21 protein-coding genes, 3 tRNA genes and 1 rRNA gene are annotated in these 24640 nt (G+C 62.1%); 6 read left to right on the top strand and 19 right to left on the bottom strand.

Annotated elements, in window-relative coordinates; translation table 11 throughout:
• Positions 1-84, bottom strand: a 16S ribosomal RNA gene (locus tag QU481_RS16245); the annotation flags it as partial.
• A gap of 180 nt (positions 85-264) precedes the next feature.
• Between QU481_RS16245 and QU481_RS16250 the strand changes: the two genes are divergently transcribed.
• The gene (locus QU481_RS16250) at positions 265-537 is read left to right on the top strand and encodes a hypothetical protein (protein WP_289831081.1); all 273 of its coding nucleotides are present in this window, start codon (positions 265-267) and stop codon (positions 535-537) included.
• 60 nt (positions 538-597) lie between these two features.
• On the opposite strand, the gene rnr is transcribed toward QU481_RS16250, so the two are convergent.
• Positions 598-2853 carry a ribonuclease R gene (rnr, locus tag QU481_RS16255; protein ID WP_435382744.1) on the bottom strand — a complete coding sequence of 752 codons (2256 nt, stop codon included), beginning with the start codon at positions 2851-2853 and terminating at the stop codon, positions 598-600.
• Between the two features lie 74 nt (positions 2854-2927).
• On the opposite strand from rnr, the gene QU481_RS16260 reads away from it, so the two are divergent.
• The 3 genes from QU481_RS16260 to QU481_RS16270 all read left to right on the top strand — a co-directional run bounded on the left by QU481_RS16260 (position 2928) and on the right by QU481_RS16270 (position 3297).
• Positions 2928-3014: transfer RNA gene (locus QU481_RS16260), tRNA-Leu, on the top strand.
• Between the two features lie 51 nt (positions 3015-3065).
• Positions 3066-3152, top strand: a tRNA-Leu gene (locus QU481_RS16265).
• A gap of 58 nt (positions 3153-3210) precedes the next feature.
• Positions 3211-3297: transfer RNA gene (locus QU481_RS16270), tRNA-Leu, on the top strand.
• Between the two features lie 127 nt (positions 3298-3424).
• Here the strand turns inward: QU481_RS16270 and acpA are convergent.
• On the bottom strand, positions 3425-5560 hold the full coding sequence (acpA, locus tag QU481_RS16275) for an acid phosphatase (RefSeq protein WP_289831083.1): 2136 nt from the start codon (positions 5558-5560) through the stop codon (positions 3425-3427).
• A 170-nt stretch (positions 5561-5730) separates the two neighbouring features.
• Here acpA and QU481_RS16280 point away from each other — a divergent pair, with 170 nt between their 5' ends.
• A complete protein-coding gene (locus QU481_RS16280; RefSeq protein ID WP_289831084.1) occupies positions 5731-7125 on the top strand; it encodes a cytochrome-c peroxidase in 1395 nt (464 codons plus the stop codon).
• A gap of 34 nt (positions 7126-7159) precedes the next feature.
• Here QU481_RS16280 and QU481_RS16285 read toward each other — a convergent pair whose 3' ends face one another.
• The 15 genes from QU481_RS16285 to ndk form a co-directional block, all read right to left on the bottom strand.
• A complete protein-coding gene (locus QU481_RS16285; RefSeq protein ID WP_289831085.1) occupies positions 7160-8455 on the bottom strand; it encodes an adenylosuccinate synthase in 1296 nt (431 codons plus the stop codon).
• Positions 8456-8486: 31 nt separating this feature from the next.
• Complete coding sequence (locus QU481_RS16290; protein WP_289831086.1) at positions 8487-9638, bottom strand: ATP phosphoribosyltransferase regulatory subunit; 1152 nt, start codon at positions 9636-9638, stop codon at positions 8487-8489.
• A gap of 95 nt (positions 9639-9733) precedes the next feature.
• On the bottom strand, positions 9734-10618 hold the full coding sequence (hflC, locus tag QU481_RS16295; RefSeq protein ID WP_289831087.1) for a protease modulator HflC: 885 nt from the start codon (positions 10616-10618) through the stop codon (positions 9734-9736).
• Positions 10619-10620: 2 nt separating this feature from the next.
• Positions 10621-11856: an FtsH protease activity modulator HflK gene (hflK, locus tag QU481_RS16300; protein ID WP_289831088.1), complete on the bottom strand. Its 1236-nt coding sequence runs from the start codon at positions 11854-11856 to the stop codon at positions 10621-10623.
• On the bottom strand, positions 11843-12979 hold the full coding sequence (gene hflX / locus QU481_RS16305; RefSeq protein WP_289831089.1) for a ribosome rescue GTPase HflX: 1137 nt from the start codon (positions 12977-12979) through the stop codon (positions 11843-11845). The genes hflK and hflX overlap by 14 nt, the downstream gene beginning before the upstream one ends.
• Positions 12980-13062: 83 nt before the next feature.
• Complete coding sequence (hfq, locus tag QU481_RS16310; protein ID WP_289831090.1) at positions 13063-13320, bottom strand: RNA chaperone Hfq; 258 nt, start codon at positions 13318-13320, stop codon at positions 13063-13065.
• 87 nt (positions 13321-13407) lie between these two features.
• Positions 13408-14775 (bottom strand): ribosome biogenesis GTPase Der, encoded by a 1368-nt coding sequence (gene der, locus QU481_RS16315; protein WP_289831091.1) that lies wholly within the window; start codon positions 14773-14775, stop codon positions 13408-13410.
• 9 nt (positions 14776-14784) lie between these two features.
• Positions 14785-15924, bottom strand: coding sequence for an outer membrane protein assembly factor BamB (bamB, locus tag QU481_RS16320; RefSeq protein WP_289831092.1), 1140 nt, complete (start codon positions 15922-15924; stop codon positions 14785-14787).
• Between the two features lie 7 nt (positions 15925-15931).
• Positions 15932-16561, bottom strand: a complete 630-nt coding sequence (locus tag QU481_RS16325; RefSeq protein WP_289831093.1) for a YfgM family protein — start codon at positions 16559-16561, stop codon at positions 15932-15934.
• 3 nt (positions 16562-16564) lie between these two features.
• Entirely contained in the window at positions 16565-17845 is a 1281-nt protein-coding gene (hisS, locus tag QU481_RS16330; RefSeq protein WP_289831094.1) for a histidine--tRNA ligase, read from the bottom strand.
• Between the two features lie 35 nt (positions 17846-17880).
• Entirely contained in the window at positions 17881-19161 is a 1281-nt protein-coding gene (gene ispG, locus QU481_RS16335) for a flavodoxin-dependent (E)-4-hydroxy-3-methylbut-2-enyl-diphosphate synthase (RefSeq protein ID WP_289831095.1), read from the bottom strand.
• Positions 19162-19188: 27 nt separating this feature from the next.
• The gene (locus tag QU481_RS16340) at positions 19189-20040 is read right to left on the bottom strand and encodes a RodZ domain-containing protein (RefSeq protein ID WP_289831096.1); all 852 of its coding nucleotides are present in this window, start codon (positions 20038-20040) and stop codon (positions 19189-19191) included.
• A 4-nt stretch (positions 20041-20044) separates the two neighbouring features.
• Positions 20045-20818, bottom strand: a complete 774-nt coding sequence (gene pilW / locus QU481_RS16345; protein WP_289831097.1) for a type IV pilus biogenesis/stability protein PilW — start codon at positions 20816-20818, stop codon at positions 20045-20047.
• Positions 20785-21879 (bottom strand): dual-specificity RNA methyltransferase RlmN, encoded by a 1095-nt coding sequence (gene rlmN / locus QU481_RS16350; RefSeq protein WP_289831098.1) that lies wholly within the window; start codon positions 21877-21879, stop codon positions 20785-20787. The genes pilW and rlmN overlap by 34 nt, the downstream gene beginning before the upstream one ends.
• Before the next feature lie 62 nt (positions 21880-21941).
• Positions 21942-22367 (bottom strand): nucleoside-diphosphate kinase, encoded by a 426-nt coding sequence (ndk, locus tag QU481_RS16355; RefSeq protein WP_289831099.1) that lies wholly within the window; start codon positions 22365-22367, stop codon positions 21942-21944.
• 129 nt (positions 22368-22496) lie between these two features.
• Here ndk and QU481_RS16360 point away from each other — a divergent pair, with 129 nt between their 5' ends.
• On the top strand, positions 22497-23261 hold the full coding sequence (locus tag QU481_RS16360; RefSeq protein ID WP_289831100.1) for an SPOR domain-containing protein: 765 nt from the start codon (positions 22497-22499) through the stop codon (positions 23259-23261).
• 176 nt (positions 23262-23437) lie between these two features.
• Here QU481_RS16360 and zapE read toward each other — a convergent pair whose 3' ends face one another.
• The gene (gene zapE, locus QU481_RS16365) at positions 23438-24604 is read right to left on the bottom strand and encodes a cell division protein ZapE (RefSeq protein ID WP_289831101.1); all 1167 of its coding nucleotides are present in this window, start codon (positions 24602-24604) and stop codon (positions 23438-23440) included.
• Positions 24605-24640 lie beyond the last annotated feature (36 nt).

Below are 24640 nucleotides of genomic sequence, written 5' to 3' on the forward strand. Positions count from 1 at the left end.
CCGAAGTCCGTGCTGCCGTTCGACTTGCATGTGTAAAGCATTCCGCCAGCGTTCAATCTGAGCCAGGATCAAACTCTTCAGTTCAATCTTTCGCTAATTTCGTACTTGGCTGCAAGCTCAAAGAAACCATGCGATTTCCTTAATCTTGCGGCATGAGCTCCTGATCAATCCAGGCTCTCACACCTATCGGTTGTTCGTGCTGTTAAAGAGCGGTTGTTGCTGACGGCGTCGCTTCGTGGCGTTGCTGGGTCAGCAGCAGAGGAGGTGAACTATACGCCCCGACCCCGGCGGCGTCAACACCTGCTTGCTGAAAAAAGGCGAAAAACCGGCAAACCAGAGCAAAACCACAACCAAGGCATTGATAAAAAACAAATTATGATTATTAACTGTTTTACAAAAACAGCCCGACCAGTCGCTAGCCCGCCAATGGCGACCTTTCTGACCCTGGCTCCATCCCCAATTCCGACCGTTAAACCCGCTGCATCACCCCAAAAAACCAAAAGCCAGGCCGAACTGACGTTCGGCCTGGCTCTGTAATGGCAATGTCTGCGATCGCGAGGGTTGTGACTCCCTCTCTAAACAAAGGCACTCATAGGACTATGCTGCGTTTGCCTTGCGCTTGCGACTACGCTTTGCCGGCTTGCCCTTCCCCCCATCAGCAAGCTCCGTTGCCTCTACCTCCGGCCGCTCCACCAGAACAAAGTCCACTTTGGAACTCTCTAGATCGGCACGAGCCACCTTGACGGTCAACCGATCACCCAGGCGGTACTCGGCGCCACTTTTCTCTCCGACGATAGCCATCACTTCGGGGCGGTAGTGAAAGTAGTCCTTACCCAATTCGGAGATGTGGACCAGCCCTTCAGCATGAATCTCGTCCAGCATCACGAATACGCCAAAGCTGGTCACCGCGCTGACTTTTCCGGTAAATACTTCGCCGACCCGGTCGCGCATATAGTAGGTCTTCAACCAAGCCTCGACGTCGCGGCTCGCATCATCCGCTCGTCGTTCCGTCACCGAGCAGTGTTCACCCAACTGCAACCACTTTTGCTCGGGCTTGTAGTGCCTCCCGGCCAATACCGCCTTGATCGCACGATGCACCAGCAGATCGGGATAGCGGCGAATCGGCGAGGTGAAGTGGGTGTACGCCTCGTAGGACAGGCCGAAGTGACCAATATTGTCCGGGGCGTAAACTGCCTGGCGCATCGACCGCAGCAACATGGTCTGCAACGCTTCGGCATCGGGACGGCCTTTGATCTGCTCGCTCAGTGCGGCGTAGTCCTTGGTTGTCGGCTTTTCCCCACCCTCCAGGGTCAGGCCGGCCAGACTAAGGAAGGTGCGCAGGTTCTCAAGCTTTTCTGGTGTCGGTCCTTCGTGCACCCGGAACAGGCAGGGATGCTTGTGCTTGATCAGGTAGTCGGCCGAGCAAACGTTGGCGGCCAGCATGCATTCTTCGATCAGACGGTGGGCGTCGTTACGCACCACCGGAACGATGCGGTCGATCTTGCCGTCGTCATTGAACAGCATCTGCGTTTCGATCGTGTCGAAGTCGATCGCACCCCGCTTTTCACGCGCGGCAAGCAGTACCTTGAACAAATTGTAGAGCACGTCGATCTGTGGCTTTTGCGGATGGTCGCTGCCGTTCTGCACCCAGTCCCATACCTGATTGTAGGTAAGCCGCGCGCGCGATTGCATCACTCCCGGGTAGAAACGGTAGGCGGTGACCGCACCTTCTACCGAGATCTGCATGTCGCAGACCATGCACAGCCGCTCGACTTCGGGGTTGAGCGAGCAGATGCCATTGGAAAGTGCTTCGGGCAGCATCGGGATCACCCGGCGCGGGAAGTACACCGAGGTGCCGCGGTCGAGCGCATCGACATCTAGCGCATCGGCTGGCTGCACATAATGGCTGACGTCGGCAATCGCCACCACCAGACGGAAGTCATTGCCGACGCGTTCGGCGTACACCGCGTCGTCGAAGTCGCGCGAGGTCTCGCCATCGATGGTCACCAGCGGCAGGTCACGGATGTCTTCGCGCCCCTTGCCTTCCAGATCCTTCTTGCGCACGTTCTTCGGCGTTTTCTTCGCCTGTTCGACTGCGGCGTCGCTGAAGCGGTACGGCAGCACATGCTTGCGCAACGCAATCTCGATTTCCATACCTGGGTCGGCGTAGGCGCCGAGCACCTCGATCACCCGGCCGATCGGCTGGCGATAGGCGTCGGGCTGGGTAAGGATCTCGACCATCACCACCTGGGCGTGCAGAGCCGTTCCCTGCCCACCTGGTTCGATCAGAATGTCCTGGTTGATGCGGCGGTCCTCAGCCACTACCAGCCAGACGCCGCGCTCTTGATAGATACGGCCAACCAGCTGTTTGACCGCTCGTTCGAGCACTTCGACGATGCGCCCTTCGCGGCGGCCACGCCGATCGGTACCGATCACGCGCACCAGCACCTGGTCGCCGTGCAGCACCTTGTGCATCTCGCGCTCGGACAGGAACAGGTCGTCGCCGCCTTCTTCAGGGATTGCGAAACCGAAACCGTCGCGGTGCCCCTGCACGGTGCACTTGATCAGGTCGAGCTTGTCGGCGACGCAAACCGCGCCCTTGCGGTTGATGACGACCTGGCCGTCACGCTCCATCGCGGTCAGGCGGCGTTCGAAATAACGGAATTCCTCTTTCTGGATGGACAATAGTTCGGCCAGTTCATCCGGATACATCGGTACCCCCTGCTCGGCGAGCAAGGTCATTACGTACTCGCGACTCGGTAAGGGATTGTCGTATTTGAGTTTTTCCCGCCCTAGATGAGGATCCAGTTCACGCAGGGTCATTTTTTTTGAGTCTTTCTGCTTTTTAGGCATTGACAACCTCGTCCGGGTCTATATAATTCGCAACTCGTTGATGCGTTGTGTCGGAAATGATACAGCAAAGCAGCGCCCAGGTGGCGGAATTGGTAGACGCACTAGGTTCAGGTCCTAGCGGTGGCAACACTGTGGAAGTTCGAGTCTTCTTCTGGGCACCACTCTATAAATTAGAGTAAGCTTGCTAGCAGCAACATTGAAAATTTGGTCGTGCCCAGGTGGCGGAATTGGTAGACGCACTAGGTTCAGGTCCTAGCGGTGGCAACACTGTGGAAGTTCGAGTCTTCTCCTGGGCACCAAAGATTCTTGAAGGCCGTTTTATCTAAAACGGCTGGCAGTACCGATGTATAGGTTTTAGCCCAGGTGGCGGAATTGGTAGACGCACTAGGTTCAGGTCCTAGCGGTGGCAACACTGTGGAAGTTCGAGTCTTCTCCTGGGCACCATACTGAAAAAGCGCAGCATTTTATGCTGCGCTTTTTCTTTTTCCATCCCACCTTCGCACTCCCAATGAAAAAGGGACGGCCACAGCCGCCCCTCCGTGATCGCCAAGCCTACGTTGGCCGAATCCCCTTATTTCTTCTGCGAGAAATCCAGCGCCGCGCTCAGGTCGCCCATAGGCTTGAAGCCGTTGGCCAGCAGTGCCGCATCGCGCTGCGCTAGGCCGGGCAATACAGGCAAGGAGTAGCGATGCGTGATGAGGCGCAGGATCGACGCAGTATCGTACTGGGTCTTGTCAATGAAGCCCTTCTTCGCGAACGGTGAAATGATGATCGCCGGGATGCGGGTACCTGGCCCCCAGCGGTCCCCCTTAGGGACAGCGGCATGGTCCCAGAAACCACCGTTCTCGTCATAGGTGACTACGATCAGCATGTTTTTCCATTGCGTGCTGGCCTGAAGCTGGGAGATCACGCCGGCGATGTGCGTGTCACCATCGAATACGTTGGCATAGCCTGGATGTTGGTTGAGGTTGCCTTGCGGCTTGTAGAAAGCCACCGCCGGTAGCTTGCCCGCTGCTGCGTCTTGCAGGAACTGGCTGTCGAAGTCCTTCAAGTGTGCCGCGCGGTCGGCGGCATGGGTTGCCGGATCGAAATTGGCATAGTAGTTGAACGGCTGGTGGTGCGCCTGGAAGTTGGGCTGGGAACCGTTGTAGATTCCCGTCCGGCTCTGGCTCACCGCATTCCACGCGCCAGCATACCAGGCCCAGCTGATGCCTTTGGCCGACAGCAGATCACCGATGGTCGCCTGCGTCTGCGGCGGCAGCGTCGTGGCTTTGCTCGGGTCGGCATACCGCCCGCCGCTGTCGCTGCCGGCAGGAGCATTGCCGCTAGGCTGGTAGGCCGGCTGCATGGTGTTGACAGCGTAGAACATCCCCGAGGCATCCTTCGGCGTCAGCGTGCTATCGTTCAGATAAACGGCTTTGCCGCCCAGCACAGAAGTCGGCGAGGTAGATGCCGGAGTAAGCCGTACGAAATTGCCATTGGCATCGGTATCGATCGCCGAAATGCTGTTCTTGGCCGGAGAGCTGGCCGCATCGGCGTTTGGGTAGGTCGGTGCACAGGCGCAGATCAGGTACTGGTGGTTGAGGAAGGAGCCACCGAACGCGCCCATGAAGAAGTTATCGGCCAGGGTGTACTGCTGGGCGATCCTCCATATCTGCATCTTGCTGCCGTCGTAGTACCCCATCGACAGACCACCGGCGTCCGAGTACGCGGCGAACATGTCGTTCTTGCCGCCATTGATCTGCATTTGGTGGTTATAAAAGCGGTGAACCAAATCGCGGGTGGTGATGCTCTGCCCTACCACGACACCGGTGCCATTCAGGCCATTCGGATTGTCGATCTGAAACGGCTTGTTAGAGAAGCCGGTGGTCTGTGCCTGAGTCAGTGTGACGCTCTGTCCGGCGGCGGTGAGTCCGCCCCAAGCCGGCGGCAAGCTCGGCAGTGTCGAGCCATCGAAGTCCTTCTGCGGCACATAGCCACCAGTCGAGCTTACATTGACTCCCGGAATGCCGTTCGCGCCCGGGAACAAGCCGAACAGAGTGTCGAAACCGCGGTTTTCGGCATAGATCACTACGATGTTCTGGATCTGGTCGAGCGCCAAGCGGTTGCCCAGCGCCTTGCCGATATCGCCATCCTTGCCGGCAGCGGCCACCGCATCGGCGATGCGGCCAATCGCCTGGTCGATCTCGCCCTGTAGCGCAGCCTTGATCTTCGGGTCGCTTTCCTTGTTGTGATCTGACAGCAGCTTTTCGGCGGGCACCCCCAGGCGCTGCGCCAGGGCGGCCTTGGCGGCGGCGAGATCACCACCATTGACGCCCATCAGCGCGACCAGTTCGGTCGACAGTGCGCTGACTACCTGACCGGCCCCGGCTGGAGCACGGAATACCAGCGGGGTGCTGACCTTGGTCTCGGTTTTCTTGTCTGGGTCGTAACGGGTCGCATCGGTCCCGATCTCGGCCGCAATCGGTCCCTGTCCCGTCAGCGTATAGGCACCATTGCTATCGGTGTAGGCGCTAGACTCATTGGCGTCGCAGCGACCGTTGTTGTTCACGTCGAGGCAGACCTTGGCGTGACGGAAGTAGCTCCCCGTGACCACGCCGCTGGTGGTCGGGCCGATCGCGGAGTTAGCCGAATCGCTGCTGGAACAGCCACTCAGCACCAGCAAGACGACCGTGAGCGGTAACAAACAGAATGTGCGCTTCATCATGAAATCCATGAGGAGAAAACTGTGCGCATTATGTTGATATGATGTTACGTAGCTATGCGCAGCCCATGACAAACGGTATTTCAATGTCGCCATTTACCATATTAGTCATCAGTCGGTCACTCTCCGCGACTAGACTGCGCGCCACTCTCTAGATAGCGCAGGATCCTACCATGCTGTCCAAGCCCCCCTTTTCGACCGGATCGCTCCGTCCAGTACCCGCACTGCTGACACTGAGTTTGCTACTGGTCGCCGGCTGCAGCGACAAGGTGGCCGGTTTGCAAGCAGCGACGCAGGTCAAGGACCCCGCCTATCAAAATGCGGCGTATGCACCAGACGGCAAGCATCCATCGATCGCCGAATTGTCGGCGCTGGGCCGCCAGTTGTTCTTCGATCGTTCGCTGTCTGGTTCGGGGCAGCTCGCCTGCGCCAGCTGCCATAGCCCTGCTCATGCCTACGGCCCGCCGAACGATCTGGACGTCGGACTGGGCGCTATCGGCGGCCAAACGGAAGGTGGCCGCGCGGTGCCTTCACTACGCTATCTGCAAAATGTCCCGCCGTTCTCCGAGCACTTTCACGACAGCGATGGCGATGACAGCGCCGATGCCGGCCCGACCGGCGGACGTACCTGGGACGGCCGCGCGAGTTCTGCCCACGAGCAGGCGCGCATCCCGCTGCTGGCACCAAACGAGATGGGCAACCGTTCGCCCGCCGACGTGGTCGCCAAGCTGAAACGGGCACCATATGCGGCAGAATTCCGACGGGCCTTCGGTGACGATGTGTTCGCCAATAGCAACCGTGCGTTCGCCAAAGCATTGATGGCACTGGAGGTGTTCCAGGAGACGCCGTCCGAGTTCTACCCGTACAGCAGCAAGTACGACGCCTACCTGCGTGGCCAGGTAAAACTCAGCCGCCGGGAGGTGCGCGGCCTGGCGGTATTCAACGATCCGAACAAAGGCAACTGCGCCTCTTGCCACATCAGCACGGTCAGCAGCGAGGGGGCATTTCCGGCATTCAGCGATTTCGGCCACATTGCGCTGGGCGTGCCACGCAACCGCCGGCTGTCCGTCAACGTCGACCCCAGCTACAATGATCTGGGACTGTGTGGCCCTCTGAGGACCGACCTGAGGGACAGGCAGGAATACTGCGGACTGTTCCGGACCCCGTCGCTGCGCAACGTCGCAACGAGGCACAGCTTCTTCCATAACGGGGTGTTCCACAGTCTGCGCGAGGTACTGGAATTCTATGCGGAACGAGACACCAGTCCGCAGCGCTGGTATCCGCACGGCGCCGATGGCAAGGTGGCCAAGTTCGACGACTTGCCGGCGCGGTACCAACAGAACGTCAATAGGGAAGCGCCGTTCGGCCGACCCTCTGGCGACAAACCGGCATTCAATGCACGCGACATCGACGATATGCTCGCCTTCCTGAAGACACTGAACGACGGTTACCAGCTGCCGGCAAAGCCGCGGCCAAGGTTGGCCAAACGGTGGGTTACCGCGCCAGCTGACACGCCGAGAACCTGCTCGCGATCTTGCGAGCAGCGCCAACAAAACGGGCGCCCCTAGGGACGCCCGTTGTTCATCTTGCAAGTCTTGGCAATCAGCCGCCGAACGGATGACGCAGCACGATGGTCTCTTCGCGGTCCGGACCGGTCGAGATCATGTCCACCGGCGCTTCGCAGATTTCCTCGATGCGCTTCAGGTATGCCTTGGCAGCGGCCGGAAGGTCTTCGTAACGCTTCACGCTGAAGGTGCTGTCGGTCCAGCCCGGCATGGTTTCGTACACCGGCTCGCAACCTGCGACGGCTTCGGAGCCGAACGGCAGGATGTCGACGGTTTCGCCGTTCAGCTTGTAGCCGACGCACAGCTTGATCTCGTCCATGCCGTCCATCACGTCGAGCTTGGTGATGCACATGCCGGACACGCCGTTGATCTGGATCGAGCGCTTGAGGGCGGCGGCATCGAACCAGCCACAGCGGCGGGCACGGCCGGTAGTTGCGCCGAACTCGCTGCCGCGCTCGCCGAGGCCTGCGCCGACCTCATCGAACAGCTCGGTCGGGAACGGGCCGGAACCCACGCGGGTGGTGTAGGCCTTCACGATGCCCAGCACGTAGTTGAGCATCTGCGGGGCTACACCGGCGCCAGGGGCTGCCGCGCCGGCCACGCAGTTGGACGAGGTCACGTACGGGTAGGTACCGTGATCGATGTCGAGCAGGGTGCCCTGCGCGCCTTCGAACAGCAGCTTCTCGCCACGCTTGTTCATTTCGTACAGGGTGCGCGACACGTCGCCGACCATCGGCTTGATGCGTTCGGCCATCTTCATGGCGGCATCGAACACCGCGTCGAACTCGACCGGAGCGACCTTGAAGAACTCGGTCAGCTGGAAGTTGTACAGCGCGAGGTTTTCCTGCAGCTTGGTGGCGAAGCGCTCGCGATCGAACAGATCGATCACACGCAGTGCGCGGCGGGCGATCTTATCCTCGTAGGCCGGGCCGATGCCGCGACCGGTGGTGCCGATCTTGCTGGCGCCTTTGGCCGCCTCGCGCGCCTGGTCAAGCGCAACGTGGTACGGCAGGATTAGCGGGCAGGTCTCGGCGACCATCAGACGGCTGGCCACATCGATGCCGGCCGCTTCCAGTTCGTCGATTTCCTTGAGCAGCGCTTCCGGCGACAGCACTACACCGCTACCGATGAAGCAGTCTACGCCTTCACGCAGGATGCCCGACGGGATCAGGTGCAGAACGGTCTTCTTGCCACCGACCACCAGGGTATGGCCCGCATTGTGGCCACCTTGGAAGCGCACCACGCCCTTGGCGTGATCGGTCAGCCAGTCAACGATCTTGCCTTTGCCTTCATCACCCCACTGGGTACCGATCACGACAACGTTCTTGGACATTTTGGTCAAACCTCTTGCGTCAGAATTCAAATCAGTTGAACGAAACCACCTGCCAACCCTCGGCGGCGCGCACCAGTTCGCGGTCGCAGTTGAGGGCTTGGGCGGATTCGCCCAGGTAGTCGATGATCACCACTTCGCCACGGCGACGCAGTGCGTCGACTTCGGCGCGCGCGTCCGGCAGCAGCCGGGCGGCGACGCGGATTGCCTGTTCATGGTGGCGCTGCGGCAGGATGCGGATCAAGTCGCGCAGGTCGAAACTGAAGCCGGTGGCCGGACGACCGCGACCGAAGCTGCGACCGACGTTGTCGTAACGGCCGCCGCGGGCGATCGACTCCGACCAGCCTGGCGCGTATGCGGCGAACATCAGGCCGGTGTGGTAGCTGTCGCCACGCAGTTCTGCCAAGTCATAGCTGACGTCGACCGAATCACCCAGCGCACGGCCCACTGCGGCAAGCTGCATCAGGCCCAGCTCGATTTCCGGCAGCGACGGCAACTTGGTGCGTGCCTTGTCGAGCACCTCGCCACGGCCGTACAGCTCCGGCAGCACCAAGAAGGCGCTGCGGAATGGCTCAGCCACATCCGCCACCAGTTCGCGGATCGTCGCGACATCTTTTGTTTGCAACACATCAAGCAGTTCACGCGACGCCTGAGCAGACAGCCCCGAGGCGCTGGCAAGGCCGCGGAAGATTGCGATATGGCCCAAATCGAGGCGCACCCCGTCGACCTTAACCAAGCGCAACGACGCGAGCATCAGCTCGACGATTTCCAGGTCGGCTTCGGTACCGGCATAGCCATACAGCTCGGCCCCGATCTGCAGCGGCTCGCGCGAGCTCATCAGGCCATTAGGCCGGGCATGCAGCACGCTACCGGCGTAGCACAACCGGGTTACGCCGGTGCGTTCAGCTAGCAAGTGGGCGTCGATGCGCGCTACCTGCGGAGTAATGTCGGCGCGCACGCCGAGCTGACGACCGGACAGCTGGTCGACTACGCGGAAGGTCTTCAGCGCCAGGCCGGGATCGCTCTCGGCCATCAGCGAGTCGATGTACTCCAGCATCGGCGGAGACACCAGTTCGTAACCGCCGGTGCGAAACAGCTCCAGCATCGCAGCCTTAGCGGTTTCTACCTGGCGTGCAGTGGCCGGCAGTATGTCGGCGATATGTTCGGGTAACAGCCAATTACGCATTTTCAATTGCCACACAAGCTAAAGGCGGGAGAGGCTCCCGCCTTGTCATCGGCAAACTGGCCGGAGAGCCCGGCCAGCGCTTTCATGTCGGATTGTTATTTACCCTTGCCTGCACCTGCCTGCGGGTTCTTGAAGTATTTGAAGAACTCCGAGTTGGGTTCAAGCACGAGCACGTCACTCTTGTTCTTGAAGGACTGCTTGTACGCTTCCATGCTGCGCCAGAAGGCGTAGAACTCCGGGCTCTTGCCGTAGGCGTCGGCATAGATCTGCGCCGCCTTGGCATCGCCCTCGCCCTTCAGTTGCTGCGCCTGCTTATACGCCTCGGCGAGGAGCACCTCGCGCTGGCGGTCGGCATCGGCACGAATCTGCTCAGCATCCGCAGCACCTTCGCTGCGCAGCTGACTGGCGACGGTACGCCGCTCGGACTGCATGCGGTCGTACACCGAAGAGCTAATTTTATCCGGAAAATCGACGCGCTTTAAGCGGACATCGAGAATTTCCACGCCGATCTTGCGCGCATCGATATCGGCACGCTTGCGCACCACGTCCATCACCAGGTCGCGCTGGCCGGAAATGACGTCAGCGACGGTCTTCTGGCCGAACTCGGCACGCAGGCCGTCGTTGATGGTCTGGCGCAGGCGCGACACCGCTGCCGTCTCGTTGCCGCCGACACTCTTGTAGAACTGCTCGACGTTGATCACGCGCCATTTCACGTAGCTGTCGACCAGCACGTTCTTCTTCTCGCGGGTATTGAACAGTTCCGGCGCTTCGGTATCGATGGTCTGGATGCGTCGATCGAAGTAGCGCACGTTCTGCAGCAGCGGCACCTTAAAGTGGATGCCCGGCTGCTTGATCACATCGACCACTTCACCGAACTGGAACACGATCGCGAACTGGCGCTGGTCGACGGTAAACAGCGACAGGCTAGCGATCAGCACGGCGCCCATGATAGCGACCAGGGTGGGGATCAGTCTTTCCATGCTCACTGCCCCCCGAAGTCGCGACCGCGGGTGACCTCACGGCCGCCTCCGCGAACGGAACTGGACGAGGTCGATGGCGCGCTCGCCCCGGACGGCGCCGTCTCGGCCTGTGCAGCCGGAGCGGCCGGAGCCGATGCAGCAGCCGGTGCCGTCGACAAGGTGGTGCCCGGGTTAGTCGCCTGGATCAGCTTGTCCAGCGGCAGATACAGCAGGTTGTTGCCCCCCTTCTGATCGACCACGACCTTGGTGGTGTTGCTCATGATCTGTTGCATCATGTCGTAGTAGAGCCGGTCGCGGGTGACCTTCGGCGCTTTGTTGTATTCGGGCAACACTTGTTTGAAGCGCGACGCATCGCCTTCGGCGTTGTCCACCACCTTCTGCTTGTAGCCTTCCGCCTCTTGCAGCAGGCGCGCAGCCAAGCCTTTGGCCTTCGGCACTACCTCGTTGGCGTACGCCAGGCCCTCGTTGCGCAGCTTGTCCTTGTCCTGACCGGCCTTGATCGCATCGTCGAAAGCAGCGAGCACCGGCTCCGGCGGCTGCACGTCGTTGATGTTGACCTTGGCGATGCGCACCCCCATTCCGTAGCGATCGAGGATGGTCTGCATCAGCTTCTGGGTATTGGCGGCGAGCTGGGCGCGCCCTTCGTTGAGCACGAAATCGACCTTGTTACGGCCCACTTCTTCGCGGATCGACGTCTCGGCGACCTGCTTGACGATGTCTTTGGCGTCGCGGTCGTTGGCCGCGTTGTTGAACAGAAAGGCCTTCGGATCGGTAACGTCGTATTGCACCGACATCTGGACGTCGATGATGTTCTGATCCTGGGTCAGCATCAGCGACTCTTCCGGTACCCGGTTCTTGGCGTTGCTGCGATAGCCGACCTCGATGCTGCGCACCTCGGTCAGATTGACGATCTCAACCTTTTCGAACGGGTAAGGGATGTGCCACTGCAGCCCGGACTCGGTAGTGCGGTTATAGCTGCCCATGCGCAGCACCACGCCTTCCTCGCGCGCATCGACCACGTAGAGGCCGCTAGCGAGCCAGATGGCGGCCAGCACGCCGACGATGGTAAGTGCTCCGCCCTTAAGGGCGAGCTTGCTGTCGGGTTCGGGGGTGCCGCCACCCACCGGCTTCGCGCCCAAGAGGCGCGCCAGTTTCTGATTCAGGCGGCGAAACAACTCATCGAGGTCCGGCGGTCCGTCATTGTTCCGGCGTCCCCTCTTCGGGTCATACTGCGACATTGTTGTTGTTTTCTTCTTTCAGATAGTCGGATTGGAGGGCCTGCGCACGTTCGGCCAATGCTTCTCGCAAGAGTTCCAGCCCCTCGCCAGTCAGAGCGGAAACTCGCACTCCAATCGCAACGCCATTGACATCGCGCTCGATCGCCGGCGGTAGCCCCTTCAGGTCGGTCTTGTTCCAGACCAACAGCTGCGGGATGTCCTGCGCACCGATCTCGCCGAGCACCAGATTCACCTCTTCGATCTGACGATCTCGTGCCGGGTTGGCCGAATCGACCACGTGCAGCAACAGGTCGGCCTGCACGGTCTCCTCGAGCGTCGCGCGGAACGCCGCCACTAGGGTATGCGGCAAATCGCGGATGAAACCCACGGTGTCCGATAGCACCACCGACACGGACTCGTTCAGGTAGAGCTTGCGGCTGGTGGTATCGAGCGTGGCGAACAGCTGGTCGGCAGCATAGGCGCGCGCCTTGGTCAGACTGTTGAACAAGGTCGACTTGCCGGCGTTGGTGTAGCCGACGATAGACACCGACAGCAGGCCGGAGCGGCTGCGGCCGCGGCGCTGGGTATTGCGCTGCTTCTGCACCGTTGCCAGCCGATCCTTCAGCATCTTGACGCGCTTGCCCAGCAAGCGACGGTCGGTTTCCAGCTGAGTTTCACCCGGGCCGCGCAGACCGATACCGCCCTTCTGCCGCTCCAGGTGGGTCCAGCCGCGCACCAAACGGGTCGCCAGATGCGACAGCTGCGCCAGCTCGACCTGCAGCTTACCCTCGTGGCTGCGCGCCCGCTGCGCGAAGATGTCGAGGATCAGGCTGCGCCGGTCGATCACCCGACATTGCAGCGCGCGTTCGAGGTTGCGTTCCTGCGCCGGTGACAGCGCATGGTTGAACACCACCACGTTGGCCGAACCGGCGCGCACCGCAGCGGCGACCTCTTCGACCTTGCCCTTGCCGGCAAACAGCGCCGGATCGGGTCGACTGCGCTTGCCCTCGACGATGTCTGTCACATCGACGCCGGCACTGCGGACTAGGTCGGCGCACTCATCGACGCCGTCGCGAAAGTCCGGCTCACCGAAGTCGAGGCAGACCAAGACGGCCTTATCACCTATGTCAGGACGATCAAACACCTGAAAGAACCGAGCTGAGAAAAAAGGACGGCTGATGTCCGCGAAACTACTGTTTCACGGACATCAGCCGGTTAGACGCAGAATCAGGCGTCTTGCTGTTCCGGCTTCTGCACGCCGTGGTCATGCGGGATGCTGACCGGGCGGGCGGGCACGACGGTAGAGATCGCGTGCTTGTAAACCATTTGGGTGACGGTGTTCTTCAGCAGAACCACGTACTGGTCGAACGATTCGATCTGCCCCTGCAGCTTGATGCCGTTCACCAGATAAATCGACACCGGCACATGTTCTTTGCGCAGCGTGTTCAGAAACGGGTCTTGTAACATTTGCCCTTTGGAACTCATTCGTTAATCTCCGACTAGGTGATTTTTAATAAAAATTGTTACCGACCGGCCTGCTCGCTTAGTTGTAGCAGAAAAAAAGTTGCCGGACTATTTTTTGCCGCGCCGCGCTCCCGGGCGGTCGCCCGGACGCGGATTCCGTTCCTGATGGAACGGGTTTTCGCTGGTCTTGTACTGCACACGCAACGGCGTGCCTTGCAATTTGAACGCTTTGCGGAAGGTATGTTCCAGATACCGGGTATAACTGTCCGGGATCGCGCTCAGCGAGTTGCCGTGGATCACGATGATCGGCGGGTTCATGCCGCCCTGGTGCGCATAGCGCAACTTCGGTCGCATCAACCCATTGCGCGGAGGCGCCTGACGCTCGACCGCCATCTCCAGCACCCTGGTCAGCTTCGGCGTAGCCAGCTTCGCCATCGCGGCTTCGTAGGCTTCGTCGATCGACTTGAACAAATCGGCCACCCCACGGCCCTGCAGCGCCGAGATCTGATGGAACTTCGCGAACTCCAGAAAGCCTAGCTTGCGCGCGATGTCGCGCTTGACCTTGTCTTTCTGTTCCTGATCCAGATTGTCCCACTTGTTGACCGCCACGACCAGTGCGCGTCCCGCCTCCAGCGCGAAACCGGCAATGGTCGCGTCCTGATCGGCGATGTCTTGCTGCGCGTCGAGCACCAGCACGGCGACGTTGGCGTCCTCGATCGCCTGCATGGTCTTCACTACCGAGAACTTCTCGATCGCCTCATCGACCTTGGCACGTCGGCGTACGCCGGCTGTGTCAATGATGGTGTACGGATGTCCCTCTCGCTCGAAGTCGATGTAGATGCTGTCACGGGTGGTGCCAGGATGGTCGAAAGCGATCACCCGCTCTTCGCCGAGAATGGCGTTGACCAGCGTCGACTTGCCGACGTTCGGCCGACCGATCACTGCGAACTTCGGATGCTTGACCTTTTCCTCGGCGACTTCGTCCGGGAACGGCTCGAGCACCAGCTCGACCAGATCGCGCACCCCGTCACCATGTGCGGCGGAGATTGCCAGCGGGTCGCCCAAGCCCAGCTCGTAGAACTCGGCGGCGGCGATCGCCCGGTTCATGCCTTCGGCCTTGTTGACCGCGAGGAATACCGGGCGGCCGCTCTGGCGCAGCCGATTGGCGATGATTTTGTCCTGCGGGGTGACGCCGTTGCGACCGTCGACCAGGAAGACGATCGCGTCCGCCTCGTCGACCGCCTGCAGCGTCTGCTTGGCCATCTCGAACAGGATGCCCTCGTCGACCACCGGCTCGAAACCGCCGGTGTCGACCACCAGGTACGGCTTGCTGCCGACCCGGCCGTGACCGTAGTGGCGATCACGGGTCAGGCCGGGTTGATCCGCCACCAGTGCATCACGGCTGCGGGTCAGGCGGTTGAAGAGGGTCGACTTACCAACGTTCGGTCGACCGACCAAGGCAATAGTGGGTTTCATTACTGCAACTTATCCCAAAGAAACGAGTGCCAGACGTCCACTGCTGCCCTGCAGCAGCACCGTGTCGCCAAGCGAAACAGGTTGAGCGGTCAGCGCGTCGGTGCCGACCTTATGGCGGCCGACCAGGCGACCATCGCCAGCGTTGATCAGGTGGGCGTAACCTTCACCGTCAACCACCAGCACGTTGCCACCGATCAGCGCCGGACCGGAGACGTTGCGGTATTTCAGGTCATCCAGCTTCCACAGGTTGCGGCCGGTGCCCCGGTCAAACGCCCACACCGAACCGTCGTCGGCAGTGGCATAGAGACGCTGCTCATCCACCGCCAGTCCTTGGCTCGACGACAACTCGCGCGCCCACATCAGGTTGCCGGAGCGGGCGTCGAAGCAGGCGACGCGCCCCTGGTAGGCCGCAGCACAGATCTGGCCATGATCGAACACCGGCCGGCTGACCACGTCGGTGACACGCTCGAGCTCGGACGCGCCGCGTGGGTTGGCCACGGCCACGTCCCACAGCACATCGCCATTGCTCGGGCGCAGCGCCTGCAGACGACCACCGGCTTGGCCAGACAGCAGCGCCTCGTTGCCGACCGCGCTCAGCGACGCGGTGTTGCGAACGATCAGCTGGGGCAACGAACGGGACACCGACCACAGTTGCTTGCCATCCTGCACATCGAAGCCGGTCAGGCGGCCGTCGTTGGTGTGCACCACCAGCACTTGGCCGACCAATACCGGCGCCTCAAGCGCAATGCTGGTCAGCGACTGGCGCCAGCGTGCCTTGCCGTTGCTGCGGTCAATCGCCAAGAGCGAGCCGTCGCCGGTGCCGACATAGATCGAACCGTCGTCGGCGGCAACACCACCGGTCAGCTCAGTCTTTTTCAGGTCCCAGCGCGAGAAGGTGCGGCCGCTGGTCGCATCGAGCACACGGATGGAGCCCTCCGAGTTGGCAACGATCACATTGCCGTTGCGGTACAGCGGGGTGAAGCCGCCACGGCTGGTATCGCCGATGTCCTCGCTCCACTTGATCGCCAACTTCTGCTCGGCCTTGATGGCATGCAGCGGTGTCGGCTGGTTCGCCTGTTCTCCACCGAACCAGCTGGCGCAACCGCCGAGCAGGACGGTCGAAAGTACAGCCGTAGCAAGCAGTTTCATTCGCATATCAGGCCCCCAGCGCATCGAGTTTGGTCTGGATCAGCTGGCGGTTCGGCGAGTCGCCGATCAGCTTCGCCAGCGCCGTCTTATACGCTTCACGGGCTGCCTTGGCATCCCCCTTGGCCTGATAGATGTCGCCCTTCAGATCGAGGAACAGTGCATCGAACGAAGCGGCATGCTCGCGCTCCAGCTCGGCGATCGCTGCGTCGTAATGTTTCTCATCCAGCAGCACGCCGGCGTAGCGCAGCTGCGCCACCGCCTTCACCGCCGGTTCCTTGCTGGTATCGATCACCCATTTGAGCTGGGTCTTGGCCGTGGCCAAATCGTTCTTGTCGAACGCCACGCGGGCAGCCAGCAGCGCCCCGCGGCTGGCGTAAGCGGTCGACGGGTAGTCGGCGACGAGCGCCGCCTGCACCGGCTTCAGCTTCGCCAAGTCGCCCTGCTGGGCGGCCTGCTCGAGCTGACTGTACAGCGCCTCAGCCTTTTCCGCTTGGGTCCGCTGATAGTATTTCCAGCCCACGAAGCCCGAATAACCCAGCGCTGCGGCCAGCACGACACCGGCGATCCACTTGCCCCAGTCGTTCCAGAACGCCTTCAGTTCGTCGATCTGTTCCTGTTCCTGCAAATCGAAAGCCATGCCTTATTCCCCTTGGCCATCGAGGCCGCCGAGCGTCGCGACCAGCGCGTCCAGCGCGACGGTTTGCTGCGCGACGTCGCCACGCAGCGGCTTGAGCACCGCTTGGCCCGACGCGATCTCGTTCTCGCCGACGATCACGGCGTAGCGTGCGCCGCTGCCGTCGGCCTTCTTCATCTGCGACTTGAAACTGCCTTCGCCCAGGTGCTGGATCACCGAGTAGCCGCCATCGCGCAGTTGCTTGGCAAGCTGCATGGCGTACAGCGGTGCGCCCTCGCCCTGCTGCAGCAGATAGACGTCGACGCTGCGCTGCGCCGGCAGCAGGTTCTTTTCCTGCAGCAACAGCAGCACGCGCTCCATGCCCATCCCGAAGCCGATGCCCGGCGCGGGCTTGCCGCCGAGCTGCTCGATCAGACCGTCGTAGCGGCCGCCGGCGCAGACGGTGCCCTGGGCGCCCAGTTCGGTGGTCACCCACTCGAACACCGACTGGTTGTAGTAGTCGAGGCCGCGCACCAGACGTGGGTTTTCCACGAACTCGATGCCGAGGGCCGCGATCATCGCCTTCCAGCCCTCGTAGTGGGCGCGCGACTCCTCGCCCAGGTAGTCGTACAGACGAGGCGCACTGTCGGCCATTTCCTGCAGCGCCGGGTTCTTGGTGTCGAGCACGCGCAGCGGGTTGCTGTACATGCGGCGCTTGCCGTCTTCGTCGAGGATGTCGACGTTGGCCTCCAGGTGCTTGATCAGCGCCTCGCGATGCGCGGCACGCTCTTCCTTGTTTCCCAGCGAGTTGATCTCGAGGCGCACGTACTGGTCGATGCCCAGGCGCTTCCACAGATCGGCGGTCATCAGGATGATTTCCGCGTCCACGTCCGGGCCAGCAAAGCCCAGTGCCTCGATGCCGACTTGGTGGAACTGGCGGTAGCGTCCCTTCTGCGGGCGCTCGTGGCGGAACATCGGGCCCATGTACCAGACCTTCTGCGTGGCGTTGTAGAGCAGGTTGTGCTCGACCACCGCGCGCAGCGTGCCAGCAGTGCCCTCCGGGCGCAGCGTCAGGCTGTCGCCGTTCAAGCTGTCGACGAAGCTGTACATCTCCTTCTCGACAATGTCGGTGACCTCGCCGATCGAGCGCACGAACAGCGGCGTGGTTTCGACGATCGGGGTGCGGATATTCTGGTAGCCGTAATCGGCAAGCAGTTGGCGCAATACGCCTTCAAAGTATTCCCACTGGTGCGATTCGGCCGGCAATACATCGTTCATGCCTTTGATCGCTTGGAGTTTCTGTGCCATTGCTAGTCTTCTTGGATCTGCGGATGGTGGCCGAATCAAGCCAGCGGCTTGATCGGGATAGTTCGGTTGGTGGTGTCGCGGCGCTTGGCGCCGCCCTCGCCGTAACGGGTGCGCACATAGTCGTCGACAAGTGCCAGGAACTCGGCCGCGATGCCGTCGCCCTTCAGCGTGACGGTCTTCTCTCCGTCCACGTACACCGGCGCCACTGGCACCTCGCCGGTGCCCGGCAGGCTGATACCGATGTCGGCTAGCTTGCTCTCGCCCGGTCCGTTGACCACGCAGCCCATCACCGCGACGTTCAGGTCCTCGACGCCCGGGTATTGTAAGCGCCATACCGGCATCTGTTCGCGCAAATAGGTCTGGATGCTGTCGGCGAGCTCCTGGAAGAAGGTGCTGGTGGTGCGGCCGCAGCCCGGACAGGCGGTGACAAGCGGGGTAAAGCTGCGCAAGCCCATGGTCTGCAGGATTTCCTGCGCGACGATGATTTCCTTGGTACGCGATTCGCCCGGGCTCGGGGTCAGCGAGATGCGGATGGTGTCGCCGATGCCTTCCTGCAGCAGCACCGACAGCGCCGCGGTGGAGGCGACGATGCCCTTGGAGCCCATGCCGGCCTCGGTCAGGCCCAGGTGCAGCGGGAAGTCGCAACGGCTACCCAGGTCGCGGTACACCGCGATCAGATCCTGCACGTGGCTGACCTTGCAGGACAGGATGATCTTGTCGGCGGGGAGCCCCAGCTCCATCGCCTTGTCGGCCGATTCCAGCGCCGAGACGATCAGCGCCTCGCGCATGATCGCCGCCGGCGGCAGTGGGTTGGCCGAACGGTTGTTGACGTCCATCAACCTCGCCGCCAGTTCCTGGTCGAGGCTGCCCCAGTTCACGCCGATGCGCACCGGCTTGTCGTGGGCGATTGCCTGCTCGATCATGAAGCCGAACTTGTCGTCGCGCTTGGCGCCGCGGCCGACGTTGCCCGGGTTGATCCGGTACTTCGCCAACGCACGCGCCGCGGCCGGATAGTCGCGCAGCAGGCGGTCACCGTTGAAATGGAAGTCGCCGACCAGCGGCGTGTTGCAGCCCATGTCGTCGAGACGCTGGCGGATCTCCGCCACCGCTGCCGCGGCTTCCGGGCTGTTGACGGTGATGCGAACCACCTCGGAGCCGGCATCGGCCAGTTCCTTCACCTGCGCGGCGGTGCCCGCCGCGTCCGCCGTGTCGGTATTGGTCATCGACTGTACCATCACCGGCGCGCCGGAACCGACCTGTACATGACCGATCATCACCTGGCGCGTTGCGCGGCGAACCAACTTGTCGCTATCCATCACTCGCTTGCCACCTGCTCGTTGCGTTTACTTGAGTTTCACGTTGGCCGTCGTGCCGTGCGTCTTGCTCTTCAGATCGACCGGCTGACCGTTATACGACAGTTCGACGGCGGGGGCGTTGCCGATGCGCACGGCGATCGGCGGCTTGCCGGTGACGCTCTTTTCGGTACCTGCCGTCAGGGTCTGGAACACCAGCTTCTTGCCGGTGGCGTCAACGACCGAGATCCAGGCATCGGCACTGGCCTTCAATTTCACTTCGCCACCACTCGTCTCGGCGGCCGGGGCACTGGCCTGGGCGACAGCCGCTGGCTTGGCCTTGGCCGCCGGGGCCGGTGTCGCGGCAGGGGCCGACGCAACAACCGCTGGCGCGGAGGCGGCCACCGGAGCCGAGGCAACCGGGGCCGAAGCCTGTTCGGCCATCATCGGCGCCAGCTCGTTGCTCACGGCCGGCTTCTCTGCATTGGACTTGCTCCACCACCAGCCGGCGCCGGCAAGACCGGCCACCACGAGCAGCCCCAGCAGCACGAGCGGGCCACGCCGGCGCGTCGGCTCGGCAGCTTCCTGTGCCGCCTCGATCTCGTGGGCGAAATTCTCCACCACCTTGGCCACCGACGGCACGCGTGACTCCAGTGCCGCCATCAGCGGCGCGCTATCCAGATCGAGGAAGCGCGCATAATTGCGCACGAAGCCGCGCACGAAGGCCGGCCCCGGCAAGGCGTCGAAATTGTCGCTCTCGAGCGCCTCAAGTTGGCGGATCGACAGTTTCAGCCGATCGGCCACGTCACCCAGACTCAACCCTGCCGCTTCCCGTGCTGCCTTGAGACGGGCGCCGACACCGATCGGTTCCGGCGTTGTGCTTGGTGCTTCGATGTTTTCCATCGTTTTAAAGTCCACTTAACAGCTGTTGGGTCTCCCTGGAGTCGGGGAAGCGGGACGTGAGCTGACCGGCGAGCTGCTGCTCGCGCTCCACCTCGCCGTTCAGACGAGCGATCGCGACGCCCAGCAGCAGCTCGTCGGCAGACAGCGGCACGCCGATCCGCGTGCGCCGGTCGAGATAGCGTCCCGCCAGCTTGCCGTTACCCTGCTCCAGATGTAAGCGAGCCAGCTCCGCCAGTGCCCTCGGAAAGGCCGGGGCAATCTGCAAAGCGGCCAAAAACTGCTCATTGGCTTCGACCTTTCGGTCAAGCCTGTTCAAGCAAACGCCCAGGTTGAGCCGGGCGGTCTGCGGTGTATCGTACAGCGGGTCGGCCAACGCCCGCTTGAAATACGCGAGCGATTCGTCGGCCCGGCCACGCTGGCACAGAAACCAACCATAGTTATTGTTGGCTTCGGGACTGGCTGGTGCCAAGGCCAATGCGCGCAGGAAACTCTGTTCGGCGTCGCCGTCTACTCCCAACTGTTGTAGCACGTTGGCTCGCAGCAAATGGCCGGGCATATAGCCAGGGTCGACGCTGACCGCCTCGGTGGCCGAATCAAGCGCCGCCTTCAGGTTACCGACACGGGAGTATTCGACAGCAAGCTGCGCACGGATCTGTGCAAGATCGCGCGACGGGCTAGCCGCAGGCGCCACGCCGCTGAACACGACAGCGACAAAACAGGCCAGCAGGCCGTACCAGTATCGGCTCAGTGCTCGCGTGCCTCGACAATCTGCTGCCACTTGACCTGGCGACGGGTCTTGTCCTGCACCTGGCCGGCCAACTGACCACAGGCCGCGTCGATGTCGTCGCCTCGAGTCTTGCGCACCGTTACCACGAAGCCCGCATCCTGCAGGATCGAACGGAAGGCATGGATCGCATTGTTGCTGGAGCGACCATAGCCCGAGTTCGGGAACGGGTTGAACGGGATCAGGTTGAACTTGCACGGCACGTCCTTGACGAGCTCTATCAATTGCCGTGCATGTTCCGGTCTGTCGTTGACACCGTCAAGCATCACGTATTCGAACGTCACAAAGTCGCGCGGCGCCTTTTCCAGATAGCGTCGGCACGCGGCCATCAGCTCTTTGAGCGGATATTTCTTGTTGATCGGCACGATCTCGTCGCGGATCGCGTCATTGGGCGCGTGCAGCGACACGGCCAACGCCACCGGACAGGCCTCGCGCAGCCGGTCCATTTGCGGCACGAGCCCGGACGTCGACACGGTGACGCGGCGACGGGACAGGCCGTAGCCGTGGTCGTCGAGCATGATTTGCAGGGCGCTGACCACGTTGTCGAAGTTGGCGAGCGGCTCGCCCATGCCCATCATCACCACGTTGGAGATCACCCGCTCGTTCTTCGGGGTGACGCCCATCGCCTTGTTGGCCCACCACAGCTGGCCGATGATCTCGGCGGTAGAGAGATTACGGTTGAAACCCTGGCGGCCGGTGGAGCAGAAGGTGCACTCCAGCGCACAGCCGACCTGGGATGACACGCACAAGGTGCCGCGTTCATCCTCGGGGATGAACACGGTTTCGACCCCGTTGCCGGTGCCGACGTCGAGCAGCCACTTGCGGGTGCCATCACTGCTGTCCTGCCCGGTCATCAACGACGGCACGCGCACCTCGGCCGATTCAAGCAGCTTGACGCGCAGGCTCTTGGCCAGGTCCGTCATCGCATTGAAATCGGACTCGCCCATCTGGTGCATCCAGCGCATCACCTGTTTGGCGCGGAACGGCTTTTCGCCCATCGCGGCGAAATGTTCGGTCAGTTGCGCCAGGTTGAAGTCGAGCAGATTGGTTTTCATGGCAGTAATCAGCGGAAACTACAGAAACCGGGCGGCGGATACCGCCCGGTTGGAGGACAGGCTTAGCGCGAGCAGAGGTCGGCAGCTTCGAAGAAGTAGGCGATTTCGATCGCAGCGTTCTCCAGGCTGTCCGAGCCGTGCACGGCGTTGGCGTCGATCGAGTCGGCGAAGTCGGCGCGGATGGTGCCGGCGTCAGCTTTTTTCGGATCGGTGGCGCCCATCAGTTCGCGGTTCTTCAGCACGGCGTTTTCGCCTTCGAGCGCTTGCACCATCACCGGACCGGAGATCATGAAGTTCACCAGGTCGTTGAAGAACGGACGCTCTTTGTGCACAGCGTAGAAGCCTTCGGCTTCGGCGCGGGTCAGCTGCTTCATGCGGGCGGCGATAACCTTCAGGCCGTTCGATTCGAAACGGTCGTAGATCTTGCCGATCACGTTTTTAGCGACAGCATCCGGCTTGATGATGGACAGGGTGCGTTCGATTGCCATATTACTCTCCCAATATGCAGAACAACTGGCTACACTGTTTGAAACAGCCAGCCAGCTGGCGTTGTAATTCATTAAGGAACCCGGCATTTTAGCAGCCTTTTCAAGGCGATGCCGAACAAAATATAAGCAATGACCCCGCCCGACAAAGTCCCCTCACGCCCCCCGGCCTCTCCCACCGACAAGCGCATCAAGAAGCGGCTCCTAATCGCCGGCGGGGTGGTCGTGCTTGCCCTAGGCACCGCCGCGCTCCTGAGCAACCAGCGCCCCAAGGTCGAGACCACAGCCGGCTCGCCGCAGACCAGCAGCGGCAAGATCGTCAACAAGGATACGTCGGGGAACGTGATCGAGAAGCTCGAGGCGAGCGCTCCCGAGGCCGGTGCACCGGTAGCCAGCGCCCCCGCAGCCCGTGCCGCCGCACCGCAAACGTCCCCAGGCTTGCCATCCTCGCCCGATACCGGTCGCACACCGGCGCTGGCGGCGGTCGGCCCGGCGGAATTGCTGCCGCCGCCGGCAGCGCCAGCGGTGAAGCCTGCCCCGGTGAAGCAACAGCCAGCCCCTCCGCCACCGATGGCTGAAGTGCAGAAGAAACTGCTCCCGATCACCAACGCTCCGGTCGCGCCGAGCAAGCCCTCTGTTCCGACGACCGCGACGGCGGCACCGGCCAAGCCGGAAGGCAGCTCGCTCGGGTATCAGTTGCAACTGGGGGTGTTCAGCAGCACCGAGAACGCCGACAAGCTGGTGAAGGCGCTGAAGGAGAAAGGCATCGAAGCACACACCGAGACACGCGTCACGGTCGGCCCCTACCGCAGCCGCGCCGAGGCCGAGGAGGCCGTCGCCACGCTGAAAGGGCTGGGCTACAACCCATTGCTGCTGCCAGGCGGCCCGTCCAAATAAGCCCTCTTCATCCCCATGCAAACAGCCCCGCCATGCGGGGCTGTTGCGTTGCGGTTCGGACAACCGTGTCGGGTAGGAAGCAAACCCCTTGCAGCGCTACCGGTCAGCCCCCTGCCGCAGACAGTAGCAGCGCGGCAAGGCAGAGCAACGACGCGGAAGGGCCTTCCCCGCAGCGTTTAGCCGGTTACTACGTCCTTGCTCGGCACGAGCTGGAACTCGTCGCCCAAGTGCGGCAGCGCCAGGTAGCTGGTCGACTGCATCTCGGTCAGGCGGCTGGCAGTCCGGAAGAACTCGTTCGACTGCACACCCTCGGTGTAGATCTCGTCGGCCACGACCTCGCTCGACGCAATCAGCTTGACGCGGTGGTCGTAGAATACGTCGACCAGCCAGGTGAAGCGGCGTGCCTCGTTGGCCTGACTCGCCGGCAGCTTGGGGATGTCCGACACCAGCACTGTATGGTACTCGCGAGCGATTTCCAGGTAGTCAGTCTGCGCACGCGGACCACCGCAGATCGCCTCGAAGTCGAACCAGATTACCCCGCCCGCCTTGGCACGGGTGGCAATGGTGCGACCGAGCACTTCGATGCCGCCCACGTGGTTGGCGGCACCGGCGGTCAGGCGCTGGAACATCGCGGCAAGCTGCGCGCTGGCGGCCTCGCCGGCCGGCACCAGGAACAGCGGCTCGCGGGTCAGCTCGCGCAGTCTGTAGTCCTGACCACCATCGACGTTAAGCACGGAGAGGTTGGCCTTGAGCATCGCGATCGCTGGCAGAAAGTTGTGGCGTTGCAGGCCGTTCGGATACAGATCGTCCGGCGGATAGTTGGACGTTGCCACTACCACCACGCCGCGCGCGAACAGCGACTCGAACAGCCGACCGAGGATCATCGCGTCGGCGATGTCGCTGACGTGGAATTCGTCGAAGCAGAGCACGCGCACTTCCCTCGCCAACTGGGCCGCCAAGGCGATCAACGGGTCCGCCTGGTGATGAAAGCTCTTCAGGCGGTTGTGCACCTCGGCCATGAAGGCGTGAAAGTGCACGCGGCGCTTGCGCTTGTACGGCAGGCAGCCGTAGAACGCATCCATCAGAAAGCTCTTGCCGCGCCCGACGCCACCCCACATGTAGAGACCTCGCGGCACCTCGGGCTGCAGCAGGCTGCGGCCGAGGAAGCGGTTGCGCTTCTTCTTGAAGTCGACAAGCTCGCGCCACAGCGCGTCGAGGCGCTCGATCGCGGAAGCCTGCGCCGCATCGTGGATGAAGCCCGGTTGCTGGGACGCCGCCTGATACCAGCTCTTTGGGGACATTACGCCGTCGCTGACGGCTGGGGTGAACGCATATTGGGCCATGAGCCGCCTCGGAATCTGTCGCAGCGGCGATTGTAG

This window comes from Crenobacter oryzisoli, assembly GCF_030385785.1.
Classification (GTDB): Bacteria; Pseudomonadota; Gammaproteobacteria; order Burkholderiales; family Chromobacteriaceae; genus Crenobacter_A; species Crenobacter_A oryzisoli.

Bases quoted from the DNA above. Each gene is read 5' to 3' on its own strand.
- hfq (WP_289831090.1), bottom strand. From the start codon at position 13,320: ATGAGTTCCAAAGGGCAAATGTTACAAGACCCGTTTCTGAACACGCTG.
- QU481_RS16280 (WP_289831084.1), top strand. From the start codon at position 5,731: ATGCTGTCCAAGCCCCCCTTTTCGACCGGATCGCTCCGTCCAGTACCC.
- hflK (WP_289831088.1), bottom strand. From the start codon at position 11,856: ATGTCGCAGTATGACCCGAAGAGGGGACGCCGGAACAATGACGGACCG.
- hisS (WP_289831094.1), bottom strand. From the start codon at position 17,845: ATGGCACAGAAACTCCAAGCGATCAAAGGCATGAACGATGTATTGCCG.
- QU481_RS16285 (WP_289831085.1), bottom strand. From the start codon at position 8,455: ATGTCCAAGAACGTTGTCGTGATCGGTACCCAGTGGGGTGATGAAGGC.
- QU481_RS16325 (WP_289831093.1), bottom strand. From the start codon at position 16,561: ATGGCTTTCGATTTGCAGGAACAGGAACAGATCGACGAACTGAAGGCG.
- acpA (WP_289831083.1), bottom strand. From the start codon at position 5,560: ATGATGAAGCGCACATTCTGTTTGTTACCGCTCACGGTCGTCTTGCTG.
- QU481_RS16340 (WP_289831096.1), bottom strand. From the start codon at position 20,040: ATGGAAAACATCGAAGCACCAAGCACAACGCCGGAACCGATCGGTGTC.
- rnr (WP_435382744.1), bottom strand. From the start codon at position 2,853: ATGCCTAAAAAGCAGAAAGACTCAAAAAAAATGACCCTGCGTGAACTG.
- QU481_RS16360 (WP_289831100.1), top strand. From the start codon at position 22,497: ATGACCCCGCCCGACAAAGTCCCCTCACGCCCCCCGGCCTCTCCCACC.
- der (WP_289831091.1), bottom strand. From the start codon at position 14,775: ATGAAACCCACTATTGCCTTGGTCGGTCGACCGAACGTTGGTAAGTCG.
- ispG (WP_289831095.1), bottom strand. From the start codon at position 19,161: ATGGATAGCGACAAGTTGGTTCGCCGCGCAACGCGCCAGGTGATGATC.
- hflC (WP_289831087.1), bottom strand. From the start codon at position 10,618: ATGGAAAGACTGATCCCCACCCTGGTCGCTATCATGGGCGCCGTGCTG.
- bamB (WP_289831092.1), bottom strand. From the start codon at position 15,924: ATGAAACTGCTTGCTACGGCTGTACTTTCGACCGTCCTGCTCGGCGGT.
- rlmN (WP_289831098.1), bottom strand. From the start codon at position 21,879: ATGAAAACCAATCTGCTCGACTTCAACCTGGCGCAACTGACCGAACAT.
- ndk (WP_289831099.1), bottom strand. From the start codon at position 22,367: ATGGCAATCGAACGCACCCTGTCCATCATCAAGCCGGATGCTGTCGCT.
- zapE (WP_289831101.1), bottom strand. From the start codon at position 24,604: ATGGCCCAATATGCGTTCACCCCAGCCGTCAGCGACGGCGTAATGTCC.
- QU481_RS16290 (WP_289831086.1), bottom strand. From the start codon at position 9,638: ATGCGTAATTGGCTGTTACCCGAACATATCGCCGACATACTGCCGGCC.